This window comes from Amycolatopsis vancoresmycina (genome assembly GCF_000716785.1).
Lineage (GTDB): Bacteria > Actinomycetota > Actinomycetes > Mycobacteriales > Pseudonocardiaceae > Amycolatopsis > Amycolatopsis vancoresmycina.
Genome location: NZ_JNYY01000002.1, coordinates 281,642 through 294,857 on the forward strand (window position 1 = coordinate 281,642; position 13,216 = coordinate 294,857).

General features: G+C 71.3%; 14 protein-coding genes. 7 read left to right on the forward strand and 7 right to left on the reverse strand.

Annotated elements, in window-relative coordinates:
• Positions 1–159: 159 nt before the first annotated feature.
• Positions 160–426: a cell division protein CrgA gene (gene crgA / locus OO60_RS06905; protein ID WP_033261030.1), complete on the forward strand. Its 267-nt coding sequence runs from the start codon at positions 160–162 to the stop codon at positions 424–426.
• Positions 427–496: 70 nt separating this feature from the next.
• Positions 497–910 carry a PH domain-containing protein gene (locus tag OO60_RS06910; protein ID WP_033261031.1) on the forward strand — a complete coding sequence of 138 codons (414 nt, stop codon included), beginning with the start codon at positions 497–499 and terminating at the stop codon, positions 908–910.
• Here OO60_RS06910 and OO60_RS06915 read toward each other — a convergent pair.
• Both OO60_RS06915 and OO60_RS06920 read right to left on the reverse strand, forming a co-directional pair.
• Positions 907–1,860, reverse strand: coding sequence for a rhomboid family intramembrane serine protease (locus tag OO60_RS06915; protein ID WP_003100633.1), 954 nt, complete (start codon positions 1,858–1,860; stop codon positions 907–909). The two genes, OO60_RS06910 and OO60_RS06915, sit on opposite strands and share 4 nt — an antisense overlap.
• A gap of 130 nt (positions 1,861–1,990) precedes the next feature.
• Entirely contained in the window at positions 1,991–2,509 is a 519-nt protein-coding gene (locus OO60_RS06920) for a peptidylprolyl isomerase (protein ID WP_003100629.1), read from the reverse strand.
• A gap of 92 nt (positions 2,510–2,601) precedes the next feature.
• On the opposite strand from OO60_RS06920, the gene OO60_RS06925 reads away from it, so the two are divergent.
• The gene (locus tag OO60_RS06925; RefSeq protein ID WP_003100628.1) at positions 2,602–3,138 is read left to right on the forward strand and encodes a hypothetical protein; all 537 of its coding nucleotides are present in this window, start codon (positions 2,602–2,604) and stop codon (positions 3,136–3,138) included.
• Positions 3,139–3,202: 64 nt separating this feature from the next.
• Here OO60_RS06925 and OO60_RS06930 read toward each other — a convergent pair whose 3' ends face one another.
• Both OO60_RS06930 and OO60_RS06935 read right to left on the reverse strand, forming a co-directional pair.
• Entirely contained in the window at positions 3,203–3,655 is a 453-nt protein-coding gene (locus OO60_RS06930) for a DUF6918 family protein (protein ID WP_003100626.1), read from the reverse strand.
• Positions 3,656–3,801: 146 nt separating this feature from the next.
• A complete protein-coding gene (locus OO60_RS06935; RefSeq protein ID WP_205624228.1) occupies positions 3,802–4,332 on the reverse strand; it encodes a DUF2020 domain-containing protein in 531 nt (176 codons plus the stop codon).
• A gap of 69 nt (positions 4,333–4,401) precedes the next feature.
• On the opposite strand from OO60_RS06935, the gene OO60_RS06940 reads away from it, so the two are divergent.
• From OO60_RS06940 to OO60_RS06950, 3 genes are read left to right on the forward strand one after another with little or no spacing between them, the layout of a single operon-like run.
• Positions 4,402–5,028, forward strand: a complete 627-nt coding sequence (locus OO60_RS06940; RefSeq protein WP_003100620.1) for a hypothetical protein — start codon at positions 4,402–4,404, stop codon at positions 5,026–5,028.
• Between the two features lies 1 nt (position 5,029).
• Complete coding sequence (locus tag OO60_RS06945) at positions 5,030–5,668, forward strand: pyridoxine/pyridoxamine 5'-phosphate oxidase (protein WP_003100616.1); 639 nt, start codon at positions 5,030–5,032, stop codon at positions 5,666–5,668.
• Positions 5,669–5,720: 52 nt separating this feature from the next.
• Entirely contained in the window at positions 5,721–7,109 is a 1,389-nt protein-coding gene (locus OO60_RS06950) for an alpha/beta fold hydrolase (RefSeq protein WP_003100614.1), read from the forward strand.
• Here OO60_RS06950 and OO60_RS06955 read toward each other — a convergent pair.
• On the reverse strand, positions 7,087–8,292 hold the full coding sequence (locus OO60_RS06955; protein WP_033261032.1) for a cytochrome P450: 1,206 nt from the start codon (positions 8,290–8,292) through the stop codon (positions 7,087–7,089). The two genes, OO60_RS06950 and OO60_RS06955, sit on opposite strands and share 23 nt — an antisense overlap.
• 98 nt (positions 8,293–8,390) lie before the next feature.
• Between OO60_RS06955 and OO60_RS06960 the strand changes: the two genes are divergently transcribed.
• The gene (locus OO60_RS06960) at positions 8,391–11,477 is read left to right on the forward strand and encodes an ATP-binding protein (RefSeq protein ID WP_003100611.1); all 3,087 of its coding nucleotides are present in this window, start codon (positions 8,391–8,393) and stop codon (positions 11,475–11,477) included.
• Here OO60_RS06960 and OO60_RS06965 read toward each other — a convergent pair.
• Together OO60_RS06965 and OO60_RS06970 are read right to left on the reverse strand one after the other, a co-directional pair.
• On the reverse strand, positions 11,461–12,198 hold the full coding sequence (locus OO60_RS06965) for an ABC transporter permease (RefSeq protein WP_003100610.1): 738 nt from the start codon (positions 12,196–12,198) through the stop codon (positions 11,461–11,463). The genes OO60_RS06960 and OO60_RS06965 overlap by 17 nt on opposite strands.
• On the reverse strand, positions 12,195–13,121 hold the full coding sequence (locus tag OO60_RS06970) for a daunorubicin resistance protein DrrA family ABC transporter ATP-binding protein (RefSeq protein ID WP_033261033.1): 927 nt from the start codon (positions 13,119–13,121) through the stop codon (positions 12,195–12,197). Before OO60_RS06970 ends, OO60_RS06965 begins: the two co-directional genes overlap by 4 nt.
• Positions 13,122–13,216 lie beyond the last annotated feature (95 nt).

Genomic DNA, 13,216 nt, shown 5'->3' on the forward strand with positions numbered 1-13,216 from the left:
CCTGGGTGACGCCGTTGTCACGGTCCGGGAAATCCGACCACTCCTGGCCGCTGCTTTCCTGCGGTCGTTTACGTTAACGTGTGCACGTGGCGCTGGTTGCGCACCCTCAGCGGGACATCGCCACCAGACGAGCCCGAAGAGCACCGCGAGGAACACACGATGCCCAAGTCCAAGGTCCGCAAGAAGACGGCGTACACCCCGCCCGCCGACCGGCGCACGCCGGTGAAGGTGCGGGCCGCCGGCCCCACCGGCCTCGCCTGGAAGATCCCCATGTTCGGGCTGATGCTCGTGGGACTGGTGTGGCTGCTGGTCAACTACATCGCCGGGGACAAGATCTCCTGGATGGCCGACCTGGGCAACTGGAACTTCGCCGGCGGGTTCGCGCTGATGATCGCGGGTCTGCTGATGACCATGCGCTGGCGTTGACAATTACTCCGAACGGCCGCTTGACGCCGAATTACAGCAGTGTGACTCATCCCCAGTGTGGATAACCCCTGTGGATAACTACCCCACCTCGTGGGCGCCTCGCCAGGCGGTTGTGGTATCGGCGTGGGCGGTCACGGCGTTGCTGCTGGCCGGTGTCGTGGCCGACGCGCTGACCGGCGACCGCGGCGGGCTGGTGCTGTTCGCCCTCGCCGCGGTGGCCGTCGGCGCGTTCGCCGTGCACGCCACCGTCGTCCGGCCGCGGCTGGCGGCGGGCCCCGACGGCCTGGTCGCCCGGACGCTGGGCGGCACGCACCGGCTCTCCTGGGCGCAGACCCGCACCCGGCTGCGCACCACCCGCCGGCTGGGCCGCGACGGCGTCACGCTCGAAATCGAGCACGAGGACGAGCTGTACGTCTTCGGGTGGCTGGACCTCGGCGAGGACCCGCGGGACGTCCTGGACGTCCTCAGCACGCTGCGAGCCTAGGCGCAGAAGTACGTCGGGACGCCCCGGTACGGGACGAACCCGCAGCTCGCCGTGCCGAACTGGCTCGCCGCGTACGCCACCAGGCCGACGATCGCGAGCGCGATGATCGTGAGGCCGATGGCCTGCCACCGGGCCTGGTTGACCTGCGGGGCGTAGAGCAGCGCGACCGTGACCAGGGCGCCGGTTACCAGGCCGCCGACGTGCGCCCAGATCGAGATGCCCGAGATGCCGAAGGTGATGAACGCGTTCAGCGCGAGGGTGATGATCAGCCCGGTCGGGTTCAGCCGCAGCTTCAGCACGAGCACGGCGTACGCGCCCATCAGGCCGAACAGCGCCCCGGACGCCCCGACCGTCGGCGGCCCCGACTGGTCGAAGAGCAGGACGGCGGCGGACGCGCCGAGCATCGAGATGAAGTAGAGCGCGAGGTAGCGGCCGCGGCCGCAGACCTGCTCCAGCGCCCGGCCCATCATCCACAGCGAGAACATGTTGACCGCGATGTGGATCGGCCCGTAGTGCAGGAAGCCGCTGGTCACGATCCGCCACCACTCGCCGTGGCCCAGGGTCGCGGTGACGTACAGGCTGCCGCGCTGGAAGGCGTTCGAGGCGTCGTTGTCGTTGAGGCTCTGCGCCTGGAAGACCGTGAAGAGGTAGACCAGGACGTTCACCGCGAGGATGACCTGGGTGACGAGCACCGACTGCGAGAGCCGCGCGCCGAAGACCGTCCGCTGGCCGAGGCCGGCTTCCTGGTAGCCGCGGTGCTGACGGCGCTGCTCCTGGCCGCCTGCGTGGACGCAGTCGGTGCACTGGAAGCCGACGGGGGCTTCGCGGAGACAATCCGGGCACGCCGGACGCCCGCACCGGGAACAGCTCAACCCGGTCGGGCGGTTCGGGTGCCACCAGCACCCGGGCAGCGCGGCTTGCTCGGCGGCGGGGTTCGGCGGTTGGTTCACGATGACACCAACCTACCGAAACCCCTGCGAAGCAGCTGTCAGTGAGGCTTATTCAGCCGTCGGCCGCCACACGACTTCGCTCTGACCTGCGGTTCGCGCGCGGGGCGTGGCGGCCTAACCAGAATAAGCCTCAGTGCTCGACCGTGACCTTCTCGATCACGATGTCGGTCAGCGGGCGGTCCGCCGGGCCGGTCGAGGTGCGCGCGATCGTGTCGACGACGGTGCGCGACTCCTGGTCGGCCACCTCGCCGAAGATCGTGTGCCGGAAGTTCAGGTGGGTCGTCGGCGCGACGGTGATGAAGAACTGCGAGCCGTTCGTGCCGGGCCCGGCGTTCGCCATGGCCAGCAGGTACGGCTTGCTGAACTGCAGCTCCGGGTGGAACTCGTCGCCGAACTTGTAGCCCGGGCCGCCGCGGCCGGTGCCGGTCGGGTCGCCGCCCTGCAGCATGAAGCCGTCGATGACCCGGTGGAAGATCGAGCCGTCGTAGAACGGGCCGGAGTCCGTGCCCGCCGCGTTCGGCTGGGTGTACTCCTTGGTGCCCTCCGCGAGCCCGACGAAGTTCGCGACCGTCTTCGGCGCGTGGTCCGGGAACAGGTTCAGGTGGATGTCACCCTGGTTGGTGTGCAGCGTAGCTTTCACGGACGCCATCGTGCCATCTGCGGCGCGCCGCCGGGAAAAGGGGCACGATAGGTTACGGGTAACAGAGCAGTGTCAAAACGAATGATGATGAGGTGAAGCCCATGTCCCGGGCGACAGCCCAGGCCGTCGAGACCGCCGACAAACTCGTCACCGAGGGTGTCAAGCAGGGGCGGCGCGCGCAGAAGAAGCTCGCGAAGAAGACGGAACTGACCCGCAAGGAGCTCAAGAAGAGCTCGAAGGCCGCTCGCCAGGAGGCGCTCGCGCGCCTGTCCGAGCTGCGCAAGCCGGGTCGCAAGGCGAAGAAGGCCGCCATCAAGGCCGCGAAGGCGGCCGGCGACTCGAAGCGCCGCGGCAAGAAGGACTTCAAGGCGGCGAAGAAGGACTTCTACGCGGCCGTGTCCGAGGCCAAGTCGGCCGCGAAGGGCACCCGCAGCCGTCGCAAGTGGCCGTGGCTGCTCGGCCTGGTCGTGGTCGGCGCCGGCGCCGCCTACGCCCTCCGCTCGAAGCAGGAGCCGCCGGTCGCGCCCGCGCCGCCGAAGGCCACCCCGCCCGCGCCGAAGCCCGCCGAAGCGGCGAAGCCGACCCCGCAGGCGAACGGCAAGGCTCCGTCACCGGCGCCCGCCGAGAAGAAGAACTGAAGACGACGCGAAGAGGCCCCCGGGGGTGCAGCCGGGGGCCTCTTCAGTCGTGCCTGGAAACCGATCAGACGGCAGCGGCGTGCTTGTCGATCAGCTGGCCGAGACGCGGCAGCGCCTCTTCGACGTTCTTCTTGCCGTTCGGGCGCAGCTTCGAGTAGACCTTCTTGATGCTGTCGCGGCTGCTCTTCTCCGCGCGCGTGTCGGTGACGCTCAGCAGCGCGTCGGAAGCCTCGTCCGAGCGGCTGGTCAGGTAGGCGCCGAAGTCGTTGCCGCCCTTGGCGCGGTAGTCGCCGTAGAACGGCTCGAGCGCGGACGCGAAGTCCGGCAGCAGCGTGTCGACGGCCGAGGGGATGATGCCCGGCTTGATCTTCTTGACCGCGGCGAAGCCGGTCTTGACGACGGCACCCGAAACGCCGCCCTTGTCCGAGACCTCGGCGTCCACGAGGGTCTCGAAGTCGGAAACGACAGCCGGGCGACGGCTGGAGTCGAGCAGGATTTCCTTGAGGGTGTCAGCCACGAATCTTGTCCTTTGTCCTTGCAGAGTTGGTGCCCCGCCCCGGGGTGGGGGTCCCCGGTGGCTGCGGTGCGCGAGTCCACGAAGCCTGCGCGTGACGCACAGGGTAATACAAGATCAACATCACTCACCCGTGTGGAGGTCGCTACCTAGAGCTTCAGGGCGGAGATAGTCTTCTTGACCACTGTGCGTGCCTTCACGCTCTGCTTCTGGTTCGTGGTCGCGATGACCGCCGCCGACCCCTTCGCGACCGCGTAGACGGCCCCGTCGTCGGTCGACAAATAGCCCCCCTTCCAGCCGGAAGGGTCGCTCGCCGGGTTGGACGAGTCGACCGGCGCCGCCTTGTTGACCAGTGCCGTCGCCGTTTTGGCGTCCCCGACGTACACACGGACGGTGAGCTGGACCTTCCCGTCCGGGCGATAGAAGAAGCACGCCGGGTGCGGCTGGTCGGCGGACACGCGCACCTTCGACACGTGCTGGCCGTTCGACTCGGCCACGAACTCGCTCCCGAGGTACGGGCAGTCCTCGGTCGCACCCGGCTCGGGGTCCGGCGGCAGGCCGCCGACGCCCGCCGCGGTGGACGCGGACGGCGGGCTGGGCGTCGCGGTGCCGGTCACGACGGAGGGGCTGCAGGCGGCCAGCAGGGCCACGGCGGGCGCGAGAAGTACGAGTCGTCGCATAGCGCGGACAGTCAACCACGAAGCATGTGTGGAAACCGCTGGCTGACGTCGGCGTGAGACGATGGCCGCGTGCTCACCCCCGAGCAGTACCTCGGCGCGACGGCCGAGCGCATCCAGCGGGCCGGCGGCCGGCTGCACACCGTGCCGATGGGGCCCACCACGGCCGTCGTCGGGCTGTTCACCGAGTCGGTGCTGCTGACGACCATGAACTACTGCGTCATCGCGGCCGCCTGTCCCGAGGTCACCGCCGCGGCGCTGTACGACTTCACCGGCCGCGCCACGCAGCACGCCCGCGCGAACCTGGTCGGCACCGTGGGCTGGACCGCGGCTTCGGTGGTCATCGCCGGGCTCGTCGGCCAGCGGGTGTACCCCGACGCCGCGCAGGCCGCGTCGGCGAAGTCGGGCAACCAGTTCGGCGGCGAGACGCGGATGGTCGCGGTCGACCTCACGGCCGGGCAGCTGTACGCGTTCGTCGGCGGCAAGCTCTGGGGCGCGGCGATGCAGGGCTCGGTCAACGCCAAGTTGACGTACTGCTTCCCGCAGCCCGCCGAGGTCTACGCGCAGGTGCAGTGGCAGCAGGCGCAACAGCAGCCGCAGCAGCCGATGCCCGCGCCGGCGCCGCAGGTGCCGCCGCCGCCGGTCGTCGGCCCGCCACCGCCGGGGCACCAGCCCCAGCAGGGCCCGTACGGTTACTGACATGGTGCAGTTGCGCGGCTGGCCGTCGTTCCCCGAAGAACTTCCCGTGTTCACGCCGGAAACGGCGCCGCCGGACCCGCAGGCGCTGTTCGTCGAGTGGCTGACCGAAGCGGGTGAGCACGTGCTGGCCCCGCACGCCGTCACACTGTCCACAGTGGACGCCGACGGGGCGCCCGACGCGCGCGTGGTGATCCTCAAGGACGTCGGGCCCGCTGGGTGGGCGGTCGCGACCAGCTCGGAAAGCCCGAAGGGGCTGCAGCTGCGGAAGGACCCGCGTGCCGCGTTGACGTTCTTCTGGCCCGGCCGCGGCCGGCAGATCCGGCTGCGCGGCCCGGTCTCCCCCGCCGCACCCGAGGTCTCCGCGGCGGACTTCCTCGCCCGGCCGCCGGCGTCCCGCGTCGAGGCGTACATCGGGCACCAGTCCCAGGTCCTGCACGACCCGGCGGACCTCGACGCGGCGGCCGCGGAGGCGGAACGCTGGGTCGAGGAGAACCCGGACGTGGCGCCGGAAACCTGGACGCGGTACCTCGTCGACCCGGACGACGTCGAGTTCTGGCAGGCCAGCCACGACCGCAGGCACGTCCGCCTGCGGTACCGGAAGACGAGCGACGGCTGGGTCCGCGAGCGCCTCTGGCCGTGACGAGCCTTTCGGGGGTATGCGGGCTCGGCGAGCGTGTGCGCATGATGCAGGTATGCGCTCGAAGATCCTGACCGCCGGGCTGGTCCTGGCGACGACCGCCGCCATCGGGGGCGTGGCCGACGCGCGTCCCGCAGGACCGGAGCTGGCGAATCCGCACCCGTGCGCCGGCCAGCCGGGCTTCACGTGCTCGACCCTGACCGTCCCGCTCGACCACACCGGCCGCGTACCGGGCACGATCGACCTCCCGGTGGCGACGGCGGACAACGTGACCGCGCCCAAGGGCGTGCTGCTGTTCCTCACCGGTGGCCCCGGCCAGGGCGGCGTCGGCACGATCACGCGCATCGCGAAGCAGCGGCTGCCCGAGGTCGCGAAGGACTACCGGATCGTCATGCTCGACCAGCGCGGCACCGGACCGTCGGGGGCGCTGCAGTGCCCGGGCCTGCAGGCGCAGATGGGTAGTTCGGACATCGCGACGCCGTCAGCCGACGCGGTGCGGGAGTGCGCGGCCATCCTCGGCCGGACGGCACCGCTGTATTCGACCGACCAGACCGTCGCCGACTTCGACCGGCTGCGACAGGCACTGGGCGTGCCGAAGCTGGTGGTCGACGGCGTCTCGTACGGCTCGTTCACGGCGGCGCGGTACGCGGTCGCGCACCCGGACCGCGTCAGCAAGGTGATCCTCGATTCGGTGCTGCCCCACCACGCGACGGCGTCGGCTTCGCTGTACCTGACGGGCCTGACGGCGGAGGCCCGTGTCCTGCGCGCGGCCTGCGCGGTGGCCCCGGCCTGCGGCTACGACCCGGCCGACGACCTGGCGTGGGTGGTCCGCCACCGCGGCACGGCGGACGGCGTCCGGATCTTCGACACGGTGGTGTCGTACGAATTCCTCGACCCGACGTACCGCAACCCGGAGGCGGGCGACGTCATCGGCGCCCTCCACGAAGCCCGCGGCGGCGCCCCGGCCCGCCTGGACGCCCTGCTGGCGGCGTTCAAGTCCGGCGGCGACGACCCGGCCTCGTTCAGCGCCGGCCTCCACGCGGCGACGCTGTGCGCGGACCAGCGCTTCCCGTGGGGCTCGGCGGCCACCCCGCTCCCGCTCCGGCAGCCGTTGCTGTCGCTGGCCGCGCACACCCTGCCGGCGTCGGCGACCTGGCCGTACACGACCGGGGTGGCGACGCAGCAGGGGCTCGTCCAGAGCTGCCTGCCGTGGCCGGCGGAACGCCCCGGCTCGAACCCCGCCGGTCCGCTCCCGGACGTCCCGGTGCTGCTGCTCAACGGTGATCGGGACCTGTCGACGCCGATGGAGTGGGCGCGGGAGGAGGCGGCCCAGGCACCGCACGGGTCGTTGGTGATCGTGCCCGGCGAGTCGCACTCGATCCAGAACCGGGAACGCGGCCACGCGGGCCGGGACGCGGTGCTCAGCTTCCTGGCGTCCACGTGACCGGCAGTTCGTGCACGCCGTAGATGTTCATGTCCGTCCGCAGCTTCACCGCCCCGGCCGGCACCGCGAGGGCCAGGTCCGGGAACCGCTTCAGCAGCCCGCCGAAGCCGGCGCGCATTTCGATGCGGGCCAGCTGCTGGCCGAGGCACTGGTGGACGCCGTGGCCGAACGAGAGCAGGCCGCGGGCGTTGCGGCGGATGTCCAGCGTGTCCGGGTTCTCGAAGCGCCGCGGGTCGTGGTTGGCGGCCAGCAGCGACACGACGACCGTCGAGCCCTTGGTGATCGTTTCGCCACCGAGTTCGAGGTCCTCGGTCGCGTAGCGGAAGAAGATGTCGGCCACCGACAGGTAGCGCAGCAGCTCCTCCACCGCGCCGGGCAGCAGTTCCGCGTCGGCGCGCAGCTCGGCGGCCTGCTCCGGGTGCTCCAGCAGCGCGAACGTGCCCAGTGACAGCATGTTCGCCGTCGTTTCGTGGCCCGCGAGCAGCATCAGGAACGCGGCCCCGGTCAGCTCCTCGATCGTCAGGTCGTCGTGGCGGGCCAGGTCGGAAAGGATGTCCTCGGCCGGCTCGGCGCGCTTGTTCGTGACGAGCTCGGTCAGGTAGGTGTTCAGCGCGATGTACGCCCCCATCTTCTCCTCGAGCGTCTGCTCCCGGACCATGAACTGCGCCGAGTTGGCCTGGAAGGTCTCCCGATCCGCGTAGGGCACGCCGAGCAGTTCGCAGATCACCAGCGACGGCACCGGGAGCGCGAACTCCTTGACCAGGTCGACCGGCGGGGCCAGCCGCGCCAGGTGGTCCAGCTGCCGCTCGACGACGTCGGCGATGTGCTCCTCCAGCTGCTTCATCCGCTTGACCGTGAAGGCGCCGGTGAGCTTTCGGCGCAGCCGGCTGTGGTCCGGCGGGTCCATCGCGATGAACATGCCCGGCAGCTGCGGCGACGGCTCGGTCGCGGCCGGCATGCCCGTCTCGTACGGCACGTGGATGACGTCGAGGTCCAGCCGCGAGCTGAACCGCGTGTCGGCCATCATCTGCCGGACCTCGTCGTAGCCGGTGACGAGCCAGCCCTCGTGCCCGTCGGGGAACACCAGCGGGCTGACCGGGCGGGTCCCGCGCAGCCGGGTGATCGCGCTCGGCGGGTCGAAGGGGCCCGCGTCGCGGTCCATGGGGAGTCCGTGCTGGCTCATCGGCTGTCCTTCCGTTGGTGTGCCGATGACGATCGCCGGGCGGGCTGACACGGGCCTGACACGCGTCGGACACCACCGTCCGTGGCAAGATCGGCCGGGTGCAGATCGGGATTCTGGGGCCCTTCGAAGTGCGCACGGACGACGGCGCGCTCGCCGAGATCCCGGGCGCCCGCCTGCGGGGGCTGCTGGTCGCCCTCGCGCTAGAACCGGGCCAGGTGGTCCCGAAGGGGACGCTCGTCGACTGGATCTGGGGCGAGCACCCGCCCGCCGAAGCGCCGAACGCATTGCAGCGCCTGGTTTCCCGGCTGCGGAAGGCGCTGCCGGAGGGGGCGGTCGACAGCCGGCCGACCGGCTACCGGCTGGTGGTGGCTCCGGACGACGTCGACGCCGTGCGGTTCGAACGGCTCGTCGGCCAGGCCCGCACGGACGGCGATCCGCGGCGGCTGCGCGAGGCACTCGCCCTCTGGCGCGGTCCGGCCGTGCAGGACGTCGACCTGCCGGAAAGCGCGGCCTTCGGCGCCGCCGTCACCCGGCTCGAAGGGCTGCGTCTCGCCGCACTGGAAGACCGGTTCGACGGCGAGGTCGGGGCGGAGCTCGTCACCGAGCTGACCGACCTGGTGGCCGCGAACCCGATGCGGGAACGGCTCGTCGCCGCCCTGATGCGCGCGCTCGTCGCGAACGGCCGGGACACCGACGCGCTGCTCGTGTACGAGCGCACGCGGGAAACGCTGGCCGACACCCTGGGCGTCGACCCGTCCCCGGAGCTGGCCGAGGTGCACGTCGCGCTGCTGCGCGGCGAGCTCGGCCGCCGCGAGGAGACCCGGAAGACCAACCTGCGGGAGGAGCTCACCAGCTTCGTCGGCAAGGACGCCGACCTCGCCGCGGTCCGCGAGCTCGTCGCCGGCCACCGGCTCACCACCCTGATCGGGCCGGGCGGCTCGGGGAAGACCCGGCAGGCCACGGAAACCGCGCGCACGCTGCTCGGCGAGTTCCCGGACGGCGCGTGGCTGGTCGAGCTGGCGGCGATCGGCGCCGACGGTGACGTCGCCCAGGCGACGCTCGGCGCGCTCAAGCTGCGCGACTCGCTCGTCGGCGAGGCACCGGACGCCGAGCCGACGGACCGGGTCGTCGCCGCCCTGCGCGAGCGTTCGATGCTGCTGGTACTGGACAACTGCGAGCACGTCATCGAGGCCGCGGCGGAGTTCGCGCACCGGGTGCTCGGGGAGTGCCCGCGGCTGCGGATCCTCGCGACGAGCCGCGAACCGCTCGGCATCACCGGGGAGGCGTTGTGGCAGGTCGCGCCGCTGGTCCTGCCCGCCGAAGACGCCGACGACGCCGAAATCGAGGCCGCGCCCGCCGTCCGGCTGCTGCGGGACCGGGCGAGCGCGGTGCGCAAGGACCTGACGGCGGACGCCCGCACCCTGGCCCGCGTCTGCCGCGCGCTGGACGGGATGCCGCTGGCCATCGAGCTCGCCGCGGCCCGCCTGCGCACGATGTCGCTCGACCAGCTCGCGCACCGGCTCGACGACCGGTTCCGCCTGCTCACCGGCGGCAGCCGCACCGCGCTCCCCCGGCACCGGACGCTGCGCGCGGTGATCGACTGGAGCTGGGAGCTGCTCTCCGACGCCGAACGCGTGGTGCTGCGCCGGCTTTCGGTGTTCGCCGGCGGCGCGAGCCTGGAAGCGGCCGAGCGGGTCTGCGGTGGCGGCGACGTGCTCGACCTGCTGACCTCGCTGACCGAGAAGTCGCTGGTGGTCGTCGTCGGCGAGCGCTACCGGATGCTCGGCACGATCAAGGAGTACGCCGGACAACGGCTCGCGGAAGCGGGCGAGACCGACGTCGCCCGCCGCGCGCACCTCGCGTACTTCACCGAGCTCGCCGAAACAGCGGAGCCGCACCTGCGCCGTGCGGCGCAGCTGAGCTGGCTCGCCACGCTGGAGGCGGAGCACGACAACATCGCCGCGGCGATGCGAGGAGCACTCGCAGCCGGCGAAGCGGCCGAAGCCATGCGGCTCGCGGCGACCGCCGGCTGGTTCTGGTGGCTCGCGGGGCACCGCGCGGAGGGCAACGAGCTGGTCATGGCGGCCACCGCACTGCCCGGCGAGGTCCCGGACGAAATCCGCGGCGTGGTCTACACGTTCGTCGTCCAGTTCGTGACGTCCGGGCAGCAGAGCGACGAGTACCGGGCCGAGGACTGGATCCGCCGGGCGCACGAAATCAGCCTGCGGGTGGCCAATCCGCGGCTGGCGTTGCGGTTCGCCGGCTCGCTGGAACGCCTGCTGCACGGACCGGAGGCGGCCCTGACGGCGTTCGAACCGCTGCTCGCCGACGAGGACCCGTGGGTCCGCGCGGTGGCCCGGCTGCAGCTGGGGAAGATGCGCATCCAGTTCGGCCACGGTGACCGGGCCGCGGACGCGCTCCTCGAGACGGCGGTCGCCGAGTTCCGCGCGCTCGGCGAGCGGTGGGGCACGTCGTTCGCGCTGACCGAACTGGCCGACCGCATCGCCGCGCGCGGCGAGTTCGACGGCGCGTGCGAGTACTACGAGCAGGCGATCGAGGTGGTGACCGAGGTCGGCGCCATCGAGGACGTCGTCCGGATGCGGTCCCGGCAGGCGCAGCTGTACTGGCTGCTGGGCGACGAGAAAGCCGGCGCGGCGGCGATGGCCGACGCCCAGCGGACCGCCGAGCGCGTGGCCTGGCCGAACGCACTGGCCGAGCTGGCGCTGACCAAGGCGGAACTCGCCCGCTGGCGCGGCGACGCCACCGAAGCCCGCCGCCAGCTCGACGTCGCGACGACGATGATGGGCGACGACGCCCAGCACCCGAGCGTCCAGGCGCTGGCCCAGGACCTGCTCGGCTACCTCGCCGAGGACCTCGGGGAAGCCCGGAAGCACCGCGCGGCAGCGTTCGACGCCGCTTCGGAGTCGGGGCACCCGCTCACGATCGCGCATGTGCTCGTCGGACTCGCGGACTTCGCCGTGCGCGCCGGGCAGGACGAGCAAGCCGCCCGGCTGCTCGGGGCGAGCACGGGTGTCCGTGGCCTGCCGGACCGGTCGCACCCGGACGTCGCCCGGATCGAGGAAAGCACCCGGCGTCGCCTCGGCGACGAAGGGTTCACCGAGGCGACGCGGGAGGGGGCGGCGGCGAGCTGGCGCGAGCTGGCCGGCGTCACGCTCGCTTCTTGAAGGTGGCCGAAGCCCACAGGTAGCCGACAACGGCGATCCCGGCGCACCAACCGAGCGCGGCGAGCAGGGTGCCGGTGGCCGGCGTCCCGTTGAGCAGCCCGCGCAGCGTCTCGATGATCGGCGTGAACGGCTGGTACTCCGCGAACTGCTTGAGGCCGGGGCCCATCTTGTCGGCGGGCACGATCGCGCTGCTGAAGAACGGCAGCATGACCAGCGGCACCGACGCCAGCCCCGCGGTTTCCGGGGTCTTCGCGGCCAGGCCCAGCGCGATCGTGAGCCAGCCGGTCGCGAACCCGAGGAGGACGACGACACCGACCGCGCCGAGCCAGTCGAGGAAGCCCGCCGCAGGGCTGAAGCCCAGCAGGAAGGCCACGCCGAGCAGGGCCGCGATGGCGACCAGGTTCGTCAGCACGCTGGCGACGACATGCCCGGTCAGCACCGCGCCGCGGGAGACGTCCATGACCTTGAAGCGGTTGATGATGCCCTTGGTCATGTCGGAGTTGACGGCGGTCGCGGTGGCGCCGAGCCCGTAGCAGACGGCCAGCAGCATCAGCCCGGGCGTGGCGTAGTCGACGTAGTCCACGCCGACGCTGAAGGCGTCACCGAACATGTAGACGAACATCAGCATGATCACGATCGGCATCAGGACCGCGTTGAAGACGGAGACCGGATTCCGGGCGATGTGCTTGAAGTTGCGGCGAAGCATGACGATCGAGTTCATTTTGCGGAAACCTCCGTGGCGTGGCCCGTCAGGGCGAGGAAGACGTCGTCGAGATCGGGGGTGTGCACGGAGAACTCGTCGGCGCTGAGCGCGTACTCGTCCAGCCGGTCCAAAAGGGACCGAAGCGATTTCGTGCCACCATCGCTGGGAACCCGCAGCACATCGTCGTCCTTTGTGGACCCGGCCAAGACCCGCGCGGCGGCGTCGAGTGCATCGTCGGTGGCGAACCGGAGCCGGACGTGGGTCCCGGGGATCCGCCGCTTGAGCTCGTCGGCGGTGCCCTCGGCGACCAGCCGCCCCTGGTCGAGCACGGCGATGCGGTCGGCGAGCTGGTCGGCTTCCTCGAGGTACTGGGTGGTGAGGAAGATGGTGACACCGTCGGCGACGAGGTCACGGATGATCGTCCACATGGTCCGCCGGCTGCGCGGGTCGAGGCCGGTGGTCGGCTCGTCGAGGAAGATGATCCGCGGGTTCCCGACGAGAGTCATGGCGAGGTCGAGCTTCCGGCGCATCCCGCCGGAGTAGGTCGAGGCGGGCTTCTTGGCGGCCTCGGTGAGTTCGAAGCGCTCCAGCAGGTCGCCAACGGACCGGTGGGTGGCTTTCCTGCTGAGATCGACCATGAGCTGCAGGTTTTCCTGCCCGGTGAGCAACTCGTCAACGGCGGCGAACTGCCCGGTGACCCCGATGGCGGCCCGCACGGCCTTGGCCTCGGTGCCGAGATCGTGCCCGGCCACCCGAACCTGGCCGGCGTCGGGCTTCACGAGGGTGGTGAGGACGTTAACGGTGGTGGTCTTGCCGGCGCCGTTCGGGCCGAGCAGGGCGAAGATGCTGCCCGCGCGGACCTCGAGGTCCACGCCGTCGAGGACGGTTTTGTCTTGGTAGGCCTTCCGCAGTCCGGAGGCCGTGATCGCCAGGTCTGTCATGAGAAGGACTCTCGGGGGACGGCCTGACACCGACCTGACACGAGTCTGACCCGGGTACGCGAACGGCCCGCACGCTGGTGCGGGCCGTTCGGGGT

Bases quoted from the DNA above. Each gene is read 5' to 3' on its own strand.
- crgA (WP_033261030.1), top strand. From the start codon at position 160: ATGCCCAAGTCCAAGGTCCGCAAGAAGACGGCGTACACCCCGCCCGCC.
- OO60_RS06920 (WP_003100629.1), bottom strand. From the start codon at position 2,509: ATGGCGTCCGTGAAAGCTACGCTGCACACCAACCAGGGTGACATCCAC.
- OO60_RS06925 (WP_003100628.1), top strand. From the start codon at position 2,602: ATGTCCCGGGCGACAGCCCAGGCCGTCGAGACCGCCGACAAACTCGTC.
- OO60_RS06935 (WP_205624228.1), bottom strand. From the start codon at position 4,332: ATGCGACGACTCGTACTTCTCGCGCCCGCCGTGGCCCTGCTGGCCGCC.
- OO60_RS06945 (WP_003100616.1), top strand. From the start codon at position 5,030: ATGGTGCAGTTGCGCGGCTGGCCGTCGTTCCCCGAAGAACTTCCCGTG.
- OO60_RS06950 (WP_003100614.1), top strand. From the start codon at position 5,721: ATGCGCTCGAAGATCCTGACCGCCGGGCTGGTCCTGGCGACGACCGCC.
- OO60_RS06955 (WP_033261032.1), bottom strand. From the start codon at position 8,292: ATGAGCCAGCACGGACTCCCCATGGACCGCGACGCGGGCCCCTTCGAC.
- OO60_RS06965 (WP_003100610.1), bottom strand. From the start codon at position 12,198: ATGAACTCGATCGTCATGCTTCGCCGCAACTTCAAGCACATCGCCCGG.
- OO60_RS06970 (WP_033261033.1), bottom strand. From the start codon at position 13,121: ATGACAGACCTGGCGATCACGGCCTCCGGACTGCGGAAGGCCTACCAA.